Source organism: Streptomyces sp. CC228A (assembly GCF_021390935.1).
GTDB lineage: Bacteria > Actinomycetota > Actinomycetes > Streptomycetales > Streptomycetaceae > Streptomyces.
Map to the genome: position 1 here is coordinate 205913 of NZ_JAJPUI010000009.1, position 21656 is coordinate 227568.

Below are 21656 nucleotides of genomic sequence, written 5' to 3' on the forward strand. Positions count from 1 at the left end.
GGAGAAACACCATGCCGAAGCCCGCCAAGGGCGCCCGTCTGGGCGGCAGCGCTGCGCACGAGAAGCTGCTCCTCGCGAACCTCGCGAAGTCGCTCTTCGAGCACGGCCGCATCACCACCACCGAGGCCAAGGCCCGCCGCCTGCGCCCCGTCGCCGAGCGCCTGATCACCAAGGCGAAGAAGGGCGACATCCACAACCGTCGCCTGGTGCTGCAGACGATCACGGACAAGGGCGTCGTCCACACGCTCTTCACCGAGATCGCCCCGCGCTACGCCGAGCGCCCGGGTGGCTACACCCGCATCACGAAGATCGGCAACCGTCGTGGCGACAACGCCCCGATGGCGGTCATCGAGCTGGTCGAGGGCGAGATCGCCAAGAAGGCGACCGTCGCCGAGGCCGAGGCCGCGACCAAGCGTGCGGTGAAGGAGGCCGACGAGGCCAAGGCCACCGAGGCCAAGGCCGACGAGGCCGCCGAGGCTCCGGCCGAGGAGACCAAGGAGGCCTGAGCCTCCTCCCCTCCGGCGTGAGCGGGGGTGGACCGGAGGCCGGAGGGCCTCCCGAGCTACGGCTCTGACGGGCCCGTCCCCCTGGGACGGGCCCGTTCCGTGTGAGGTGGGGTCTGAGAGGATCGTGGCGTGAGCGATGAGGCGGAGCCCGGTTTCGTACGGGTGCGGCTGGACCTGTCGTACGACGGCAGGGACTTCCACGGCTGGGCCAAGCAGGCCGGCGGGCAGCGCACCGTGCAGGGCGAGATCGAGGACGCGCTGCGCACGGTGACGCGGTCCTCGGAGACGTACGAGCTGACCGTCGCCGGGCGGACCGACGCCGGGGTGCACGCCCGCGGCCAGGTCGCGCACGTCGACCTGCCGCAGGCCGTGTGGGACGCGCACCGGGAGAAGCTGCTGCGGCGGCTCGCCGGGCGGCTGCCGCACGACGTGCGGATCTGGCGCGTGGAGGAGGCGCCCCCGGGGTTCAACGCCCGGTTCTCCGCGATCTGGCGGCGCTACGCCTACCGCGTCACCGACGACCCCGGCGGCGTCGACCCGCTGCTGCGCGGCCACGTCCTCTGGCACGACTGGCCGCTCGACGTCGACGCCATGAACGCCGCCGCCGAGACGCTGCTCGGCGAGCACGACTTCGCCGCGTACTGCAAGCGGCGCGACGGGGCCACCACCATCCGCACGCTCCAGGAGCTGCGGTGGGAGCGGCTGCCCAGCGGCGTCCTGGAGGCCACCGTGCGGGCCGACGCCTTCTGCCACAACATGGTGCGCTCGCTCGTCGGGGCGATGCTGTTCGTCGGCGACGGGCACCGGGGCGCGGAGTGGCCCGCGAAGGTGCTGGCCGCGCGGGTGCGGGACTCCGCCGTCCACGTCGTACGGCCCCACGGGCTCACGCTGGAGGAGGTCGGCTACCCGGCGGACGAGCTGCTGGCCGCCCGCAGCCGGGAGGCCCGCAACAAGCGCTCCCTGCCGTCACTGACCGCCGGAGGCGGGGGCGGTGGCTGCTGCTGACGCCTGGGCGCGGCCCCGGGCGTAGATCTGGTTGAAGGTGAAGGCGCCCAGGTCGTCGCTGGTCTTGAAGACGGCGGCGTCCTGCTGGGTGACCTTGCGGCCGTCGGTGAAGCCGGCCTGTGTGAAGTAGGCGTAGCGGCCGAGCGCGTTCGAGCGGCGCAGGCAGACCGTGGCGCGGCAGAAGCCGTCGACGCCGTCGCCGGCCAGGGGCGCGATGCCGCCCTTGGCGTCCTGCTTGGCCTTGAGGGCCGCGGCCTGGTCCTTGAAGAGGGCGACACCGACAGTGACGGCGACCCCGTCCCGCTCGTAGGTGGCGCGGATCACGCGGGTGCAGCCGTGCTTCTGGAGGACGGCGCCGAGACCGTCCTTGCCGGCGCCCGCGCAGTTCGTCGTGGAGGCGACGGCGCCCTTCCGGTAGACGCGGTCCTCCATGGTGAGCTTCTTGCCGGGGAACAGGTCCTCCGGTGCGAGCGGCGCCCGGTCCTTCTCCGCGGTGGTGAGGAAGTCCATCGGGTCCGGTGGGGGAGCGGGCGCGACCGAGGAGAACGACGGCGCGGGTCCGGCCGTCTCCGCGGGGATCTCGGGGCCGCCGGGGGCGGTCGCGGCGCTGCCGGCGGGGGCCTGCGCGGTGGTGTCCTTGTTCGCCGCGGTCACGGCGACCGCGACGATGGTGCCGATGGCGGCGACGGCAAGGAGGCCGCCGCCGGCCAGCATGAGGCGCTTGCGGCGCTGCCGGGCCGCGGAGGCATCGGCGAGGGCGCCCCAGTCCGGGGTGTGCGCGTCGGAGGCCGCCGCGCCGAAGGGGCCGCTCCCGCTGCCGAAGGGGCTGCTGCCCCCGCTTCCGAAGGGCTGCGCGGGCTGCTGCCCGTACGGTGCGCCGTACGGCTCCGCGGGCTGCTGCCCGCCGTACGGGTCGGCCGACTGACCGCCGTACGGGTCGCCGTACGGCCCGCCGTACTGTCCCCCCGGCTGCTGTCCGTGCGGCGGCGGGCCGAAGCCCTGCCCGCCCTGCTGCTGCGGCTCCTGCGGCCACTGCGGTCCCCCAAAGCTCATGCCGCGCATCCTAGACCGGGCGGACCGGTCGGAAATCCGTTGGGCCGACGGCCGCCGGGCCGGGGAGAATGCGCGCCATGGGGCATGTCGAGGTCGCGCATCTGGAGTACTACCTGCCGGACGGACGGGCGCTGCTCGCCGACGCGTCGTTCCGGGTCGGCGAGGGGGCTGTCGTGGCCCTCGTCGGGGCCAACGGCGCGGGGAAGACGACGCTCCTGCGGCTGATCGCAGGGGAGTTGCAGCCGCACGGCGGCTCGGTGTCGGTGAGCGGCGGCCTCGGGGTGATGCCGCAGTTCGTGGGGTCCGTACGGGACGAGCGGACGGTGCGGGACCTGCTGGTGTCGGTGGCGCCGCCGGGGATCCGCGCGGCCGCGCGGGAGGTCGACGAGGCCGAGCACCTCGTCATGACCGTGGACGACGAGGCCGCGCAGCTGCGGTACGCGCAGGCACTCAGCGACTGGGCCGAGGTGCGCGGGTACGAGTCCGAGACCCTCTGGGACGTGTGCACGACGGCCGCGCTGGGCGTGCCGTACGAGAAGGCCCAGTGGCGGCAGGTGCGCACCCTCAGCGGCGGCGAGCAGAAGCGGCTGGTGCTGGAGGCGCTGCTGCGCGGCCCCGACCAGGTGCTGCTGCTGGACGAGCCGGACAACTACCTGGACGTGCCCGGCAAGCGGTGGCTGGAGGAGCGGCTCGCGGAGACCCGCAAGACCGTGCTGTTCATCTCCCACGACCGGGAGCTGCTGGCCCGGGCCGCGCAGAAGATCGTGGCCGTGGAGCCGGGCCCCGCCGGGTCGGACGTGTGGGTGCACGGCGGAGGTTTCGACACCTTCCACGAGGCGCGGCGGGAGCGGTTCGCCCGGTTCGAGGAGCTCAAGCGGCGCTGGGAGGAGAAGCACGCCCAGCTGAAGAAGCTCGTGGCCACCCTGCGGCAGGCCGCCTCCGTCAGCCACGAGATGGCGTCCCGGTACGCGGCGGCGCAGACGCGGCTGCGGAAGTTCGAGGAGGCGGGGCCGCCGCCGGAGCCGCCGCGCGAGCAGGACATCCGGATGCGGCTGCGCGGCGGGCGCACCGGGCTGCGCGCGGTGACCTGCGAGCGGCTGGAGCTCACCGGCCTGATGCGCCCCTTCGACCTGGAGGTCTTCTACGGCGAGCGGGTCGCCGTACTGGGCTCGAACGGGTCGGGCAAGTCGCACTTCCTGCGGCTGCTGGCCGGCGACCCGTCCGTCGCCCACACGGGGCACTGGAAGCTGGGCGCGCGCGTCGTGCCCGGCCACTTCGCGCAGACCCACGCGCACCCCGAGCTGGAGGGCCGCACACTCGTCGACATCCTGTGGACCGAGCACGCCAAGGACCGGGGCGGCGCGATGTCGGCGCTGCGCAGGTACGAGCTGGAGCGCCAGGGCGACCAGGGCTTCGACCGGCTGTCCGGCGGGCAGCAGGCGCGGTTCCAGATCCTGCTGCTGGAGCTGTCCGGGACGACGGCGCTGCTGCTGGACGAGCCGACGGACAACCTGGACCTGGAGTCGGCGGAGGCGCTCCAGGCCGGGTTGGAGGCGTACGAGGGGACGGTGCTGGCGGTGACGCACGACCGCTGGTTCGCCCGCTCCTTCGACCGGTTCCTGGTGTTCGGCGCGGACGGAGTCGTACGGGAGACGTCGGAGCCCGTGTGGGACGAGCGGAGGGTGCAGCGGGCACGGTGAGGGGCGGGGCGGTGGGGCGCGGCACGGCTCGGTGTGGCCCGCGTCACCGCAGGTCCGCGGGGCGGTGTGCGAGCGGCGCCCCTCGTGGGCGCGGCTCGTGGGCGCGGCGGTGGCCGTGGCGCGGGGGCCGTACGGAGGTGCCGGGGTGCGTAGGCGGGGCGGCGGTGCACGGGGGCAGGGGCCCCTGGGCGGCGGTGCAGGGGTGCGGGGCGCCCCGGGGCGGCGGTGCGCGCCGCGATACGGGATGTGCCCGGGGCGGTGGTGCGCGGGGGGTGCGGGGTGTGCAGTGGGACGGCGGTGCACGGTGCGCGGGGTGTGCAGTGGGGCGGTGGGGCACGGAGTGCGAGGTGCGCCCCGGGACGGCGGTGCAGGGGCTACGGGCGTGTGCCGCGCAGCGTCGGCGCGGGGTCGTTTTGACCCGGGTGGGGGACACGCGTATTCTCTTGGTTCGTTATGCGTATTGGCTTGCTCGATCTCACGTGAGAGGCCGTTACGCCGGTCCACCGGGCCGATGACCAGCGACCAGCACGCGGTTTGCGTCACCGACGTGCGGTTCTTGGCTGTCGTGATCGTCCGTGGTGGCCTTGACAGGACCCACTCACTGAAGAAGCGAAGGCTACGACCGTGCGTACGTACAGCCCCAAGCCCGGCGATGTGACTCGCCAGTGGCACGTGATCGACGCCCAGGACATCGTCCTGGGTCGCCTGGCATCCACTGCCGCCAGCCTCCTGCGGGGCAAGCACAAGGCGATCTACGCGCCGCACGTTGACACCGGTGACTTCGTCATCATCATCAACGCTGACAAGGTGCACCTGTCCGGCAACAAGCGGACCCAGAAGATGGCCTACCGCCACTCCGGCTACCCGGGTGGTCTGCGCTCCGTCCGCTACGACGAGCTGCTGGAGAAGAACCCCGAGAAGGCCATCGAGAAGGCCGTCAAGGGCATGCTCCCCAAGAACTCCCTGGGCCGCCAGATGCTCTCGAAGCTGAAGGTCTACGCGGGTGAGAACCACCCGCACGCTGCTCAGCAGCCGGTCCCGTTCGAGATCACCCAGGTCGCGCAGTAAGTCCGGCCACCCCCTAAGACGAAAAGAATCTGAGGAGAATCGTGGCCGAGACCACCCCTGAGACCCCCGTCGACGAGTTCGAGGGCGTCGAGGAGTACACCACCGAGACCGAGACCGAGACCGTCGAGGGCGACTACACGTCCGAGTCCCTCGCCTCCCGCTTCGGCGAGCCGCAGCCGGCCGCCGGCCTGGGTCGCCGCAAGAACGCCATCGCCCGCGTCCGGATCGTTCCGGGCACCGGCAAGTGGAAGATCAACGGTCGCACCCTCGAGGACTACTTCCCGAACAAGGTGCACCAGCAGGAAGTCAACGAGCCCTTCAAGGTGCTGGAGCTCGAAGGCCGCTACGACGTCGTCGCCCGCATCGCGGGTGGCGGTGTCTCCGGCCAGGCCGGTGCGCTCCGCCTGGGTGTCGCCCGTGCGCTGAACGAGGCGGACGTCGACAACAACCGCGGCGCGCTGAAGAAGGCGGGCTTCCTGCGCCGCGACGACCGTGCGGTCGAGCGCAAGAAGGCCGGTCTGAAGAAGGCCCGTAAGGCTCCGCAGTACAGCAAGCGCTAAGCCGCGCCTGCGCGAGCTGCTCGGTCTGCTCGTAAGGTACGCCCCGGTGGCACATTCGTGTGCCGCCGGGGCGCGCCCCTTTCAGGGGCCGATGGCGGGCGTCGCTGGGGACGGCCGTGGAACGCAATGGAGGACAGCTGTGGGACGACTCTTCGGCACGGACGGCGTGCGCGGTGTCGCCAACGCGGACCTGACGGCCGAGCTGGCGCTCGGCCTGTCGGTGGCGGCGGCGCACGTGCTCGCCGAGGCCGGCACCTTCGAGGGCCATCGGCCGACCGCGGTGGTCGGCAGGGATCCGCGGGCGTCAGGGGAGTTCCTTGAGGCCGCGGTCGTCGCGGGCCTCGCCAGCGCCGGTGTCGACGTGCTGCGGGTCGGGGTGCTGCCCACCCCCGCGGTGGCGTACCTGACCGGGTTCCTCGGCGCCGACCTGGGCGTCATGCTGTCCGCCTCGCACAACGCCATGCCCGACAACGGCATCAAGTTCTTCGCGCGCGGCGGCCACAAGCTGCCCGACGACCTCGAGGACCGCATCGAGGCCGTGTACGAGGAGCACCGGCGCGGTGAGCCGTGGGACCGCCCGACCGGCGCGGGCGTGGGGCGCGTCACGGACTACGCGCAGGGCGGCGACGAGTACGTGGCGCACCTGCTGTCCGTCCTGCCGAACCGGCTCGACGGGCTGAAGGTCGTCCTGGACGAGGCGCACGGCGCGGCCTCCCGGGTGTCGCCCGCCGCGTTCGAGCAGGCCGGGGCGGAGGTCGTCACGATCGGGGCCCGGCCCGACGGGCTCAACATCAACGACGGCTGCGGTTCCACCCACCTCGACATGCTGCGCGCCGCCGTCCTGGAGCACGGCGCCGACCTGGGCATCGCCCACGACGGCGACGCCGACCGGTGCCTGGCCGTGGACCACACGGGCGCAGAGGTCGACGGCGACCAGATCCTCGCCGTCCTGGCGCTCGCCATGCGCGAGGCGGGCACGCTGCGCGGTGACACCGTTGTCGCCACCGTGATGTCGAACCTCGGCTTCAAGCTCGCCATGGAGCGCGAAGGGCTGCGGCTCGTCCAGACGGCGGTCGGCGACCGGTACGTGCTGGAGGAGATGAAGGACAAGGGCTACGCGCTGGGCGGCGAGCAGTCCGGGCACGTCATCGTCCTCGACCACGCCACCACCGGCGACGGCACCCTCACCGGTCTGCTGCTCGCGGCCCGGGTGGCGGCCACCGGGCGGCGCCTCGCCGACCTGGCCGGCGCCATGGAGCGGCTGCCGCAGGTCCTCATCAACGTCAAGGACGTCGACAAGTCCCGGGTGAAGACCTCCCCGGAGCTGGCCACCGCCGTCGCGGAGGCCGAGCGCGGCCTCGGCGCCACCGGCCGCGTCCTGCTGCGCCCGTCCGGCACGGAGCCGCTGGTACGGGTCATGGTGGAGGCCGCCGACCTGGAGCAGGCCCGCGCGGTGGCCGGGCAGCTCGCCGACGTGGTGAAGGCCGCGCTCGGCTGACCGCCGCCCGCACGTGACGGGGGTGCCCCGCGGGTCCGCGACCGGACCTGCGGGGCACCCCCGTTCCCGTACCCGCTCCGGGCCCTGGCGCGGAAGGGGCCGCGGGCTCAGAGCTTGCGCAGGGAGAGCCGCTGCACCTTGTGGTCCGGGCCCTTGCGGACGACCAGGGTGGCGCGGCCGCGGGTGGGCGCCACGTTCTCCAGCAGGTTCACCTTGTTGATGGTGCGCCACATCGTGCGGGCGTAGTCGAGGGCCTCGTCCTCGCTGACCTGCGTGTACTTGCGGAAGTACGAGGACGGGTCCTGGAACGCGGTCTCGCGCAGCTTGCGGAAACGATTCAGGTACCAGAGCTCGATGTCCTCGGCGCGGGCGTCCACGTACACGGAGAAGTCGAAGTAGTCCGCCAGGCCGACGCGGGTGCGGCCGTCCTGGCCGGGCAGGGCCGGCTGGAGGACGTTGAGGCCCTCCACAATGAGGATGTCCGGGCGCCGCACGGTCAGCCGCTGCCCCGGCACGATGTCGTAGATCAGGTGCGAGTAGACCGGCGCCGTCACCTCCTCCTTGCCCGCCTTGATGTCGGCCACGAAACGGGTGAGCGCCCTGCGGTCGTACGACTCGGGGAAGCCCTTGCGCGACATCAGCCCCCGCGCCTGCAGCTCCTTCATCGGCAGCAGGAACCCGTCGGTGGTGACCCGCTCCACCCGCGGGTGCTCGGGCCAGCGGGCCAGCAGCGCCTGGAGGAGCCGGGCCACCGTCGACTTGCCGACGGCCACCGACCCGGCGACGCCTATCACGAAGGGCGTGCCCCGCTGGGCGCCCTTCTCCCCCAGGAACGTGTTGAGCGCCCCGCGCAGGTTCGCGGTGGCGCCCACGTAGAGGTTGAGGAGCCGGGAGAGCGGGAGGTAGATGTCCCGCACCTCGTCGAGGTCGATGACGTCGCCGAGCCCCCGCAGCCGCTCCACCTCGTCCGCGGTGAGCGGCAGCGGCGTCTTGTCGCGCAGCGCGCTCCACTGCTCCCGGGTGAGGTCGACGTACGGCGTCGACTCGGCCCTGGGGCGCGCGGACCCGTTGCCCGTGCCCGGCTCCGGGGGCGGCGGCGGTGTGCTGCTCCGTGGCGGCGAAGTGATCACACAACCATTGTCGGGCGTACGGCCGCGGCGCGGGGGGTGGGGTCGGTCACGTGGGCGCACCCTTGCGGCCGGGGCACGCGGGCCCGTACGCGGCGTGCCCGCCGTGCTACCCGGCGAGGACCTTGTCGCGGATCTTCGCCCATTCCAGGGAGTGCCGGATGCCCTGGGCGACGGAGTGGCGCGGGAGTCACGACGACGGGCGGATGCCGGGTGCGTTCTTCCTTGTCGGGTCCGGCGGCTCTGGGAAGCGTTTCCCGGGGTCGGCCCCGTGAAGCCGGGCCGTCCGGCTGCTTCCCGGGGCGGCCTGACGGATGCATCCCGTCTCACGCGGAACGCGGAAGTGCCAGGCCGGGAGCGGAAGGCTCTTCTCGCATCGTGCCGCCCTCCTCCCGTCGCTCGGGTCCGAGGACCTGGCGCACTTCTGCGGCGAGGCGCACGCTACGGGGCGTTGCTGCCCTGCTCGCTCCTCAGCTCAGCTTGACCAACTGAGCCTCGACGACCTCGGCCGGAACCGCGGCGTTCCCTCCAGTGCCGAGGGCGCTGAGGTAGGCGATGCTGCTCCCCTTGCGCAGGACGATCACTCTTCCGTACCCACGTGTACCGTCCTGCTCCACCCGCACGCCGAACGCGACGGCCTGGTCGGCGCCCCGGGGCGCCACCTCACGGGTGACCCCGGCGATCCGCTGCTCCTGACCGCGGAGACGGTAGGCGAACCCGCCGGCGCAGTCGTCGGCGGCCTGGTTGACGGCCGCCACAGCCGCCTGCGCGGCATTCACGTCCTGCCCTTCCTGGGCGGCGAGGAGCACGCTCGTCGTCGTGCCGCTCCCCACCACCCGGCGCGCCGTCGTGGCCGACGGCGTACCTGCCGCGGTACCCGCCAGCACGTAGGCGAGGGCCCTGCACGGCCCTTCGGCCTCGACGTCCCGCTGCTCCACCCGCTCGTCGGGTGCGGGCTCCCGCACAGTGTGCCCGGCCACGTCACCCCCAGCCAGGGCGAGCGCGCCCAGCCCGGCCGTGGAGACCGCCTCCTGGCTGGGCTCAGCCTGCGCCCGGAGACGGGGTCCGGCCGGCTCAAGGCCCCCGCCGCTGCCGACCGCGGTGCACCCGGCCAGAAGGACGAGCCCGACCACCGCCACCACACGGACGCCGGCGGAGCCGGTGCGGGTCACCCTCATGTCGGATCGATTCCTTCCGGTGTCGGTTCGGCGCTGGTGGCGGTGGGCCCGTGGCATGGCCATACGCTCACTCCTCAGCCGAAGGCCTTGGTGCTGCTCCAACCGCCGCCGGTGACCGTGACGGCGCTGCCGCCCGAGGTGCTGGTGCAGGTGTAGAAGCGGATCGTGCCGTCGGAGGCGATGGCCCAGATGTCGGGGATCCTGTCACCGGTGACATCGGGCGTGCCCATCATCAGCCGGATGTTCGTGGTGCTCCAGCCGGTGCCGTACTGGGCGTCGGTGCCGTTCAGCGACGCCGCGGCACTCCCCAATGAGGTGAGGCTGGTGCCGGTGACCGCGTCCGGCTTGCCCAGGCGCAGCAGCAGCCGGGAGTCCGTGAAGTCGCGGTACACGAGGTCCACGGCGCCGTCCTGGTTGACGTCACCGACATTCACCAGGTCGCGCTGGTCCCAGCCGGTGGAGGAGAGCTTCGTCGCGCTGGTGAACGAGCCGCCCGTGTAACCGAGCAGTGCCCACAGCTCGGAGCCCGACGTCACGAACACATCCGGCCTGCGGTCCTTGTTGATGTCACCGACCGCGAGGACCTGGGTGTATGTGGAGGGCGCCGGGGCGCCGGACGGCAGCTCCACCGCCAGCCGCTGCTCGATGTCGACGCTGCCGTAGCCGTCGCCCCGGTACAGGTAGAGCTTGCCGTCGGGCATGCGGGCGAGAAGGTCCTGGATTCCGTCGCCCGGGAGGAAGTCTCCGTTGTGGGTGATGAGCGCGGGGCTGCCGTCCTCGCCCGTCCAGTACCCGGCGTAGCCGTCGAGCGTCTCCAGGTTGGTGCCGTCGGCGTGGGCGCCGGGCAGCGAGGTGTGCAGGTCACCAGCCTTGGTGGAGGAGAAGAGCCGCAGGTCGCCCGAGGGGTTGATCATGAAGAGGTCTGGCCGGCCGTCTCCCGCCATGTCTCCCGGGGCGTCAGCGGTGTCCCGCGGCGTGACGTAGAAGAGGTACTTCTCGCCCTCGGACGCGTTGCCCGCGCTGTCCACCGAGCGGGCATACAGCACGTTCGCTCCGGAGACCGGGGGCGCCAGGCTGACGGTGGCGCTCTTGCCGGCAGCGACGCTCACACTCTTGCTGTAGGTGTTCGTGTTGAAGGAGTACTGGAACTGGACGACGTCCGTACTTCCGCCGGGGCTGAAGGTGAACTGGCCGGTCTGGCCGAAGGGCACCGTGGACCAGTTCTCGCCGTTCTGGTCACTGCGCGGGAACTCGGCGGAAGAGACCTCCGGAGCGTTCGGCCGACTGGAGTCGTAGACGAACCGGCACAGGGCGCCGGCCGGAGCGTAGGCGGACGCGGCCCCTGAGGAGTCGATGGAACGCACACGCCAGCCGTAGGTCTTTCCGTTGGCGAACTTGCTGCCGAGGATGGTGACGTCGGCGTACCCCGTGCTGAGGGGGGTGCGGTGGGAGTCGACGATCTTGGTGGCGGTGCCGTCGATCCACACCTCGAAGTGCAGGTACTTCAGGTCGCCGTCGTGGTCGGCGCCGCTTGCGGCGAACGTCAGGTCGCTCTTCCCGACGGAGCCGTACGGACTCGTGGTGTCGCAGTCCGGGCCGGGAGTCATGGTGAGGCCGGTCGGCACGAGCGGTCGACGGTTGTAGTTGATGATGATCTTCGGGGCGGCCTCGCCCTCGGCGCGGAACTTCTTCCAGGAGTACGCCCCCGACGAGGTCTTGCTCTCGTCCAGGGCCTTCAAACCGATGTTGACGCTGGTCGCTCCGGTGTCCGCGGCGACCTGGGCCATGGCCTTGCCGTCGAAGGTGACGTAGGCGTCGGGGCAGGACGAGTTGTAGCCGTGGGCGAAGGACTTGCTGTCGAGCTTCGTCCGCCACTTGGGCTGGTTGTTCCATGTGTGGGAGGCGGAGATGCCGTCCGTGTGCCAGACCTCCATCTCGCGCGCCGAGCACGACCAGGAGTAGGTCTCCAGCACCCTGATCTCGGCCGAGGTCACGATGGCGCCCTTGAAACTGGAGGACCAGCCGAGACGGAACAGGGAGCGAGACAGCCCCCAGGTGCTCGCCTCATAGCCGACCCGGGCCTCGTTGGTGCCGGAGTTGTAATTCGCTCCGTCGTAGAAGCTGGAGTTGGGGTACTTCTCGTAGACGGTGGTCCAGTTGTGGGTCTTGCCGGTGAGGGACGGGTCGATGAAGAGGGGCCAGACGGTCTCGTCACCGGTGAGCATCGCCCGGTTCGGGGTGACGGTCAGCGTGGCCTCGGAGCTGCCGTGTCCCGCGAGGGCGGCGTCACCGACAGCGGTGTGCGCGCCCAGCCTGGGGCTTGCCAGTGCGGGCAGCGCGAAGACCTGGGCGTCGGTGACGGCGCTCGCGCCGGTCCGGGCGAAGGCGGCGGCGTGGCGCACCCCGCTGCCCGCCGTCGTGGAGCCCGCGCGGTACGCGGACTGCTGCGCCGTGCTGTCCCCGCTGGGGCTGTCCACCGGGTCGGTCGGCGAGGGAGCCGGATCGGCCGAGGCGGCCGGGCCGGGTTCCGAGGGCTGGGTGGACTGGTCGGGCTCCACGGGCTCCGGTGCTGCCGTGTCCTCTCCGGGCCCGTCCGTCGGGGCCGGGGCCGGGGGCTCTCCCGGCTCCTCCGAGTACGAGGGCGAGGGGACGCTCGGGGGCGGCTCGACGGGCTGCGGGTCGTCGCCCTGGGTCTCGGCCGGGGTGCCGGCCGAGTCCCACATGTACGGGGTCGGGGAGACGGCCGTCTCGTTGCCCGCCTTGTCCTTCGCGGTGACCACACGCGTGACCGGGTCGAGGTGGAACGTCAGGTCCGGGGAGGTCAGGCGGTAGCGCAGCGTCGCCAGCTCCGCTCCGGCGGCGGCTTCGGGGGTGTGCACGACCAGGACGTGGCTGAAGCCGCTGTCCCGTGCGGTCAGCACCAGGTCCACGTCCGGGAACACGTTGCGGTAGAGAGCGCGGTCCCCGTCGATGGCCGGCGCGGGGAGCGTCCCCGGCCACTGGAGCGTGACCTGGTGCCCCTGGGAGCTGAAGGTGGCCAGATCGGTGTACTGGACGTTGTCGTCCGCGACCGTCGAGACATCGCCGCGGCCCGTGCGGGACACGGTGTGGACCGCGTGCCGGGCGGAGGTGGGCCCGCTCGCTCGCCCGCCGCTGCCCCGGGTCGGCTTGCCGTCGCCGGACGAGAAGGTCACGGGGTCGACGGTCGCCTCCGGCGCCCACCCGTGTGCGGTGCGCCGCAGCGTGGTGTCGATGGGCTTCCAGACGCCGTCCACCTGGGCGCGGATCGGCGCGCCGTGCGCGGTCAGCTCGAAGCTGCCGTCGGGCAGGGCGTACGTGGTGGAGCTGATGCTGCGCAGCGCCGTGACCTCGACGCGTTTCCCGCTGTGCCTGGCCTTCGCGACGGCGGCGTCCTCGTCGAGAGGCTCGCCCGACCGCGCGGGACGGGGGGTGTTCGCCGGACCCGTCCCTCCCCATTCGGGGCCCAGCAGCGTGATGCCGAGCGCGGCGGCGACGAGCGCCGCCACTCCTGCCGTGGTACGCCGGGGCAGCCCCCGTATACGACGCCGGTCCACGGTGCTGGTCTCCCTCCCTCAACGGCATTGCGTTGACCGGAAGTTGCCACGCGGGCGCCGAAACGGCTCACGTGGACTTCCGAGTCGAGGAATGCCGTCACCTTGCTGCCGAACCCCCCGACCTCCGCCGGTGTCGCCCGGAACCGTTTCTCTCGGATTGGGCGTCACGGTGGGTGGAGGTGCGGCAGAAGCATGACTGATGAGGGCCGCGCCCTCCACCCGGACAAGGTTTGCCCCGACGCCCCGCTCTGAGGGTGCTATTCGTGGCGGGAGAACCGGAATCTGCACATCAGCGACCCGATGGGGACTGTCAAACCGGTACGAATGCGGTGAAGTCCCAGCCTCCTGGACCTCCTATGCGGCGATCTCACGCCAGGTGGTCAGAATCCTTTGGTAATGCAGTACTTCCTGCACTATTGGGCTCTTTCCTTCTGGTTGTTTCTCATAGGCCAATTCACGCCGAGATGCGGCGTGATCAAGACCACTCCCTGTGATCGGTGTTTGACGGATCTGTGAGAAATGAATGAACATGCGCCCGTCAGGCGAGTCAGAAGCCGTATCCCGACAGGCATCTCGGCGGCTGACACCAAATCAACTTGGGGGGGCTTCGGCCGTCGTGTGGGGATCGCTGTCGTGGAGCGGCCGGGGACGTCTGCCCGGCTCCAGAGCCGAGCGGCGCAGACGCGCGCGTCACCGGACCGGTGTGGTCGCCGCGCTCACCGTCGCACTCACCGCGGGGCTGCTGCCCACGGCCTACGCGGCGCCGCCGGGCGGCGAGGACCGGGCCGAGGTCGAGCTGGTCGATCTGCCCGCGCAGACCCCGGCGGAGGGCCAGAACGGCGGACGTCTCGCCGACACCCTGACCGGCGAGGTGCCGCGCACGGTGGAGTACGAGCCCACCAAGACGACGGCTCCGCCCGGTGCTTCCGCCACGGAGACCGTGACGGGGCTGACCGCGGGCGAGACGGTCCGGGTGGGCACCCTGCCCGTCGAGGTGGGCGCACCCGAGACGGCCACGGCCGAGGACGCCACGGCCCTGGAAGGCGACTGGCAGGTGGCGCTGGCCGACCAGGCCGACCTGGGGGAGCGGGACTTCTCCGGTCTCGTCTTCACCGTGACACCTCCGGCCTCGGCGACCGGTGAGGCCGTGCTCGCCCTCGACTACACCGAGTTCGCCGAGCTGTACGGCGCCAACTGGGCCGACCGGCTCCAGCTCACCCGCTACCCGGCGTGCTTCCTGACCACCCCGGACGTCGAGGGCTGCAGCGAGCCGGCCGAGGTCGACGTCCAGAACGTCGTCGAGCCCCAGGCCGACGACGTCGCCGGAGACGGCGCCCTGGACGGCGTACGCCGGGTCGAAGCCGTCGTGGACGTGGCCACGCTCACCGACCCCGGCTCAGGCTCCTCCACGACCACCCCGGCCACCGCCACGAGCAGCGGAACGGTCACCAGCGCCGTGTACCGCCCGCTGTCCTCCAGTGCGACCGCGCTCCAGACGGCCGTCAGCTCCGGCGCATCCGTCTTCACCGCGACCTCCACCGGCAGCGGAGCCAAGGGCGACTTCTCCGCGACGCCGCTGGTCAGCGCGGGCTCCTGGGCCGCCGGCAACAACTCGGGCGCCTTCACCTACACCTACGACCTGCAGACGCCCAGCGTCCCGGCCGGACCGTCGCCGAGCATCGCGTTCGGCTACAACTCCCAGGTCGTTGACGGCCGTACCTCCGCCACCAACAACCAGGCGTCCTGGATCGGTGACGGCTGGGAGTACAACCCCGGGTCCATCACCCGCAGCTACCGCGCCTGCCGCGACGACCGCACCGGCGCCAACAACGCCGACCGCAAGACCGGTGACCTGTGCTGGGGCTCGCACAACGCCACCCTGACGCTCGGCGGGACGACGACCGAGCTCGTCAAGGACGACACCACCGGCGAGTGGGTGACCGCCAACGGCGACGGCTCCCGGGTCGAGCTGCTCAAGGACAGCAGCCTCGGCAACGGCGACAAGGACGGCGAGCACTGGCGCGTCACCACCCGCGACGGCACCCAGTACCACTTCGGACTGCACAAGCTCCCGGGGTGGACCGCCGGCAGCCCCACGACCAACTCCGTCCTGTGGGCCCCGGTCGCCGGCAACCAGCCGGGAGAGCCCTGCTACGACTCCTCCTTCGCCGCCTCCTTCTGCGAACAGGCATGGCGCTGGAACCTCGACTACGTCGTCGACACGCACGGCAACGCCATGTCGCTGTGGTGGGGCCGGGAGGACAACCACTACGGCAAGAACCTGAAGTACAAGGAGAAGGCCAGGTACATCCGGGGCGGCTACCTCACCCGGATCGACTACGGCCAGCGTGCCGACTCCCTCTTCACGGCCGGCCCGATCGCCCGGGTGGAGTTCAAGACCGACGAACGGTGCTTCAAGGAGGGTGCCCTCACCTGCGACCCGGCGAACTTCACGTCGGGCGACCACGCGAAGAACCGCATCTGGTACGACACCCCGGCCGACCTGTACTGCTCCGAGGTGACGGGCAAGGAGTGCTTCGTCCCCGTCCCGACCTTCTGGACCCGCAAGCGCCTCGCCGAGGTCACCACGCTGGCGCAGCGCACCCAGGGCTCGGAGGCCCTGTCGAAGGTCGACTCGTGGACGCTGAGTCAGTCGCTGCCCGCGGAGAAGACCGACGAGGGCACCGCGCTGTGGCTGGAGTCCATCACCCGGTACGGCTATGACGCCGGCGGCAAGTCGCTCAGCCTGAAGCCCGTCCAGTTCGTCCACAACACCGAGCGCATGCCCAACCGCGTGAAGAAGGGCGCCTCGGACCCCAACCCCACGTTCGACCGGCTCCGCGTCGCCCGCATCATCAACGAGTACGCGGGCGAGACCGTCGTCACCTACCGCAAGCCCGAAGGCGCCTGCGCCTCCGGCAGCGGGTTCCCAGCGGTACACGAGAACACCGGGCTGTGCTTCCCCGCCTACTGGCACCCGGATCCGGACAAGAGCGACGAGACCATCGACTGGTTCAACAAGTACGTCGTCGACCAGGTCCAGGAGATGCCCGCCATCGCAGGCGGCCAGACGCTCACCACGTCGTACGAGTACCTGGACGGCGGGGCCTGGGCACTGAACCAGTCCGAGTTCTCGAAGAAGAAGACCCGCACCTACGACCAGTGGCGCGGCTTCAGCGGCGTCCTCACCGTCGGCGGCGACGACTTCGTCGACATCCGGAACCTCACGAGCACCCAGCGTTCGGCGAGCGAAACCCGCTACTTCCGCGGCATGGACGGCGACCCGCTCCCCGACGGCAAGAAGCGCTCGGTCACCGTGCTGGACGGCGACGGAGCGGTCATCGCCACCGACCACCGGGCCTACCAGGGCCGGGTGGCCGAGACCCGCATGTACACCAGGTACAACGGGGACCTGCTGACCCGCTCCGTCGACTACCCGACCGTGACGGAGCTGGCGTCCCGCGCCCGCGACGGCGGAATACCCCCGCTGAAGGCGTACCGCGTCCAGACCTCCCGCAGTACCACGGTCACCCGCTCCTCCGGCACCGGCAAGGACTCCCAGGGCACGCCGGACACCCGGACCTGGCGAACCCTGGAGACCAGCACCACCCACGAGCCCACGTACGGACTGCCCGTCACCGTCGAGAGCCTCGGTGACACCGGCCGGACCGGCGACGAGACCTGCTCGGTCCTCTCCTACGTCCACAACACGAGCGCCCACCTCATCGGCCTGTCCAAGGAGACGCTCACCACCGCCGGCACCTGCGCCGAGGCCGCCACGGCCACTCCGGCCGACTGGATATCCGGCTCGCGCGTCGCCTACGACGGCGGCGCCTTCGGAGCCGCGCCCGCCAAGGGCCTGGCCACCACCACCTGGAACATCAGCGGCGACGGCGGCGGCTGGACGCAGAACGCCACGCTCACCTACGACGCGTACGGGCGCTCCACCTCGACCACGGACGCGCAGGGCAACAAGGACACCACCACCTACACCCCGTCGACGGGGCAGGTGTACCAGCTCACGTCCGCCAACGCGCTCGGCCACACGGCGACCTCCACCATCGAGCCGGGCCGCGGCACCACGCTGACGGACACCGACACCAACGGCCGCACGACCGTGTACGCGTACGACGCCCTGGGCCGTACGACGAAGGGCTGGGCGACCTCGCAGTCCGCCGGCGAGCCCCCGTCCGTCACGTTCACCTACGACCTCGAACCGCCGGTCTCCGTCGTCACCTCCACCCTGGGCGACGACGGCACGTACAGCGACTCGGTGGTGTTCTACGACGGTCTCGGCCGGGAACGCCAGCGGCAGACCCCCGCGGTCGGCGAAGGCCGCCTGATCACGGACGTGCTCTACAGCGCGAACGGCACGATCCAGACCACCAACAACGCGTACTACGCCACCGGCGAGCCGCGGACGGTGATGTTCGAGAAGGCCTCGGACTTCAACGTGCCGAACGCCACGTACTTCATGTACGACGGCCTGGGCCGGCTCCTCGCGGAGACCCCCGTCGAGGACGGCACGCCCAATCTCACGAAGCAGACGCGCTACGCCTACGGCTACGACCACTCGACCGTCATCGAACCCGAGGGCGGCGCCTCCCAGCGGAGCTGGACCGACGCCCTCGGCCGCACGATCCGCGTCGACACCTTCACGGACGCGGCCCGCAACGACGCGGCCGCCCGCTCGACGACGTACGCGTACGACGCGCGCGGCGACAAGGTCAAGGCCGAGGACCACCTGGGCAACACCTGGACGTGGGCGTACGACGCGCGCGGCCGGCAGGTCTCCGCGACCGACCCCGACACCGGGACGACCACGACGACGTACGACGTGCTCGACCGCCCGGTGACGACGACCGACGCGCGGGGCGTCACCGTGTGGACCGGCTACGACAAGCTGTCGCGGCCCACGTCGCAGCGGCTCGGCTCGTCCACGGGCACCCTCCTCAGCTCGTACACGTACGACTCGGTGCTCGGCGGCATCGGCCTGCCGGCCGCCGCGACCCGGTACACCGACGGCCTCGGCTACACCACCGAGATCACCGGCTACACGAGCGACTACCAGCCCACGGGCAAGCGGCTCAGGCTGCCCGCCTCGATCGCGTCGGCCTCCGGCCTGGAGGAGACCTACTCGTACCAGTACGAGTACACGAAGACGGGTCTTCCGAAGGCCGTCACGCTGCCGGCCGCCGGCGCCCTGCCCGCCGAGCGGGTCGTCACCCGCTACAACGACGACGGACTGCCCGTCTCGACGTCCGGCCTCGACTGGTACACCGCCGAGACGCACTACAGCGTCCACGGTGAGGTGCTGCGCACGGTCAGCGGCGAGCAGCCGCACCGCGTGTGGACCACGAACCTCTTCGACGAGCGGACCGGCGAGCTGAAGGAGAGCTACGTCGACCGGGAGTCGACCAGCGACACGTCGACGGTCCCCGGCCACCGCGTCAACCACCGCACCTACGGCTACGACCCGGCCGGCAACGTCACCACGATCGCGGACACCTCGAACGGGGTGACCGACCGCCAGTGCTTCACCTACGACGTACTGGGCCAGCTCACCAAGGCGTGGACGGCGCCGGGCGCCTGCCAGGCCGCCGGCAAGACCGAGCCCGCGCCGAAGTACGACGACGGCACGCTGAACGTCACGGCGGCGGGCGGCGGCTACTGGAAGGAGTACGGCTACGACGCGGCCGGCAACCGGTCGGAGCTGACCGAGCACCACATCACCCTGGCGCCGGACGCGAGCACGCCGAGCGGGTTCAAGACGGTGCTCGACGAGGCCAGGAAGGCCACGACGAGCTACCGGTACGGCGGCCCCAACGGCACACAGCCCCACACGCTGACGTCGATGACACGTACGTACGTCACGGACGAGGGCGCCCAGGTCACCAGCGAGTCGACGCGTACGTACGACGAGTCCGGAAACACCGTCGCCCGTCAGGACGGCGGTGACACCCAGACGCTGACCTGGACCTGGGACGGCAAGGCGGAGACGGTCACCGGCTTCGGCGCGAAGGGCGCCGGCGCGTGGGTGGGCCTGGCGGGCAAGTGCCTGGACCTGTCGTCGGGCTCGACGCTCGCCGGGACGCCCCTGCAGCTCTACCTGTGCAACGGCACGAAGGCGCAGAAGCTGCGGATCGACGGCGCCACGCCCGCCGACTCCTCGACGGGCGCCCTGAAGATCCTCGACCACTGTGTGACGCCGAAGGACGGGGCCACGGCGGACGGCACCGCCGTGGTGATCGCCGACTGCACGGGCACGGCGGACCAGCGGTGGACGACGGTCGCCGCGGGCGGCAAGCTGCGGCACGAAGCGTCGGGCAAGTGCCTGACCGTACCCGGCGCCGCCACGGCGAACGGCACGGACCTGGTGCTGGCCGCGTGCGACACCGACGGCGAGGCCCAGTCGTGGGTGCCGGCGGACGAGACGCGGTACGTCTACGACGCCTCGGGCGGGCGCCTGATGGCGGTCAGTGCCGGCGAGCACACCTTGTACCTGGGTGACACCACGGTCGCGACCACCCGCAGCGGCGCGCCCTCCTACACCGAGCGCTACTACGCCCAGCCGGGCGCGCCGACGGTGATGCGCCATGTGCTGGGCAACGGCGCCCCGACCCTGTCCGTGCAGGTGGCGGACCAGAACGGCACCGCGTACACGAACGTGATGCTGGCGGAGGGCAACGGCGTACAGATCTCCAAGACCGACCCGTTCGGTGTCAAGCGCGCCCAGGACGACAACTGGCGCGCACACCGCGGATACGTCGGTGGCGACGACGACGCCGGCTCGGGCCTGGTCCACCTCGGCGCCCGCGAGTACGACCCCCACGCGGGCCGCTTCCTGTCGGCCGACCCCGTCCTGGACCTGAACGACCCGGTCCAGCTCAACGGCTACGTCTACAGCGAGAACAACCCGGTCACCTACGCCGACCCGACCGGCCTCGCCTCCGAGGCACCGGGCGCCACCGGCGACTACGGCGGCCCGTCGACGTCCGAGGTGGCGTGGGCCAACAAGCAGCTGAACACGTCCATGTCCGACATCATCATGAGCGTCGGCTGGGCGGTGCTCAAGGAGTTCGTCGGCTGGAACGACGTCGTGAGCTGCTTCTCCCGCGGTGACCTGTGGTCCTGCGGCAGCCTGATCATGGACGCCATCCCATGGACGTCGGTGTTCAGCAAGGGCAAGAAGATCTGGCGCGCGGTCGAGATGACCTTCAACGCGATCAGCGCCTGGCGCTCCGCCCAGGCGAAGGCCCGCCAGATCGTCGCCATGGCCAAGGCGGCCGCCGAGGCCGCGAAGAAGGCAGCGGCGGCGAAGAAGGCCGCGGCGGCGAAGGCGGCTCAGGCCAAGCTCGACAAAGCGAAGAAGTCCGCCACCAGGGCGCTGAAGTCGGCCAACAAGAAGGTCGGCAACGCGAAACAGAAGGCGGCGAAGTCCCTCTCCAAGGCCGGCGAGAAGATCAAGAGCGGCGCCCGGAAGGTAAAGGACAAGGTCACCGGGAAGGCCGGGAGCAGCGGTTGCAAGGTCAATAACAGCTTCACTCCCGGCACGCTCGTCCTGATGGCGGACGGCACCACCAAGCCCATCGAGGACGTCAAGAACGGCGACAAGGTCCTGGCCACCGACCCCGAGATCGGCGAGACCACCACCGAAACGGTCACCGCCGAGATCAAGGGCGAAGGCCTGAAGCACCTGGTCAAGGTCACCATCGACACCGACGGTGACCAGGGCGACGCCACAGCCACGGTCACCGCCACCGACGGCCACCCCTTCTGGGTGCCGGAATTCGGCGAATGGATCGACGCCACCGACCTCAAGAACGGCCAGTGGCTCCAGACCAGCGCCGGCACCTACGTCCAGATCACCTCCATCCAGCGCTGGACCGCGCAGCGTGCCGCAGTCCACAACCTCACCGTCACCAACCACCACACGTACTATGTGCTTGCGGGGGCTGCGCCGGTCCTCGTTCACAATTGCGGCGGCGGCGCTCTCGATCTTGACAACCTGCAAGACCGAGCCGACACCCTGCACGCGCTCATCCCGGCGGGGAAGGCGAACGACAGGGCGACCACTGGAGTCATGCACGCGGTAGGCAGTGGACCGGAATCTCTCGACGTTGTGGCCGTTGGAGCACGGAAGAATATCTCTCAGATTCAACGTGCACAGCTCCTCCCTCACGAGCTCGGGATATCACGCACCGGCGTGGACGCATCAGGTAACTTCCCGCATGCAGAGGTCAAGCTCTGGGAGACAGCAGTCCATCTTGACCTAACGCCGACAGGCCTGGCAGTGAATAGACCGTTCTGCCCAGCATGTCGGGGTTTCCTGCAGGGCAAGGGTGCGACCCTGGTCAGCGATACACAGGCGATTTGGACTCCGTGA

The 21656-nt window shown here is 71.1% G+C and carries 11 protein-coding genes; 7 read left to right on the forward strand and 4 right to left on the reverse strand.

Annotation, left to right across the window (positions count from 1 at the left end):
- Positions 1 to 11: 11 nt before the first annotated feature.
- Both rplQ and truA read left to right on the forward strand, forming a co-directional pair.
- Entirely contained in the window at positions 12 to 506 is a 495-nt protein-coding gene (gene rplQ, locus L6E17_RS24495; RefSeq protein ID WP_236242871.1) for a 50S ribosomal protein L17, read from the forward strand.
- Between the two features lie 129 nt (positions 507 to 635).
- On the forward strand, positions 636 to 1511 hold the full coding sequence (gene truA / locus L6E17_RS24500) for a tRNA pseudouridine(38-40) synthase TruA (protein WP_236242872.1): 876 nt from the start codon (positions 636 to 638) through the stop codon (positions 1509 to 1511).
- Here the strand turns inward: truA and L6E17_RS24505 are convergent.
- On the reverse strand, positions 1473 to 2564 hold the full coding sequence (locus tag L6E17_RS24505) for a hypothetical protein (protein WP_236242873.1): 1092 nt from the start codon (positions 2562 to 2564) through the stop codon (positions 1473 to 1475). The genes truA and L6E17_RS24505 overlap by 39 nt on opposite strands.
- Positions 2565 to 2641: 77 nt before the next feature.
- Between L6E17_RS24505 and L6E17_RS24510 the strand changes: the two genes are divergently transcribed.
- From L6E17_RS24510 to glmM, 4 genes are all read left to right on the forward strand, one after another.
- On the forward strand, positions 2642 to 4264 hold the full coding sequence (locus L6E17_RS24510; protein WP_236242874.1) for an ABC-F family ATP-binding cassette domain-containing protein: 1623 nt from the start codon (positions 2642 to 2644) through the stop codon (positions 4262 to 4264).
- Positions 4265 to 4888: 624 nt separating this feature from the next.
- A complete protein-coding gene (rplM, locus tag L6E17_RS24515) occupies positions 4889 to 5332 on the forward strand; it encodes a 50S ribosomal protein L13 (RefSeq protein WP_236242875.1) in 444 nt (147 codons plus the stop codon).
- A 41-nt stretch (positions 5333 to 5373) separates the two neighbouring features.
- Positions 5374 to 5892, forward strand: a complete 519-nt coding sequence (gene rpsI / locus L6E17_RS24520; RefSeq protein ID WP_236242876.1) for a 30S ribosomal protein S9 — start codon at positions 5374 to 5376, stop codon at positions 5890 to 5892.
- Positions 5893 to 6031: 139 nt separating this feature from the next.
- Positions 6032 to 7390: a phosphoglucosamine mutase gene (gene glmM, locus L6E17_RS24525; RefSeq protein ID WP_236242877.1), complete on the forward strand. Its 1359-nt coding sequence runs from the start codon at positions 6032 to 6034 to the stop codon at positions 7388 to 7390.
- A gap of 107 nt (positions 7391 to 7497) precedes the next feature.
- Here glmM and coaA read toward each other — a convergent pair whose 3' ends face one another.
- From coaA to L6E17_RS31185, 3 genes are all read right to left on the reverse strand, one after another.
- The gene (coaA, locus tag L6E17_RS24530) at positions 7498 to 8520 is read right to left on the reverse strand and encodes a type I pantothenate kinase (protein WP_236242878.1); all 1023 of its coding nucleotides are present in this window, start codon (positions 8518 to 8520) and stop codon (positions 7498 to 7500) included.
- A gap of 467 nt (positions 8521 to 8987) precedes the next feature.
- A complete protein-coding gene (locus tag L6E17_RS24535; protein WP_236242879.1) occupies positions 8988 to 9695 on the reverse strand; it encodes a hypothetical protein in 708 nt (235 codons plus the stop codon).
- A gap of 74 nt (positions 9696 to 9769) precedes the next feature.
- Positions 9770 to 13222, reverse strand: coding sequence for an FG-GAP-like repeat-containing protein (locus L6E17_RS31185; protein WP_236242880.1), 3453 nt, complete (start codon positions 13220 to 13222; stop codon positions 9770 to 9772).
- 751 nt (positions 13223 to 13973) lie between these two features.
- On the opposite strand from L6E17_RS31185, the gene L6E17_RS24545 reads away from it, so the two are divergent.
- On the forward strand, positions 13974 to 21656 hold the full coding sequence (locus L6E17_RS24545; protein WP_236242881.1) for a ricin-type beta-trefoil lectin domain protein: 7683 nt from the start codon (positions 13974 to 13976) through the stop codon (positions 21654 to 21656).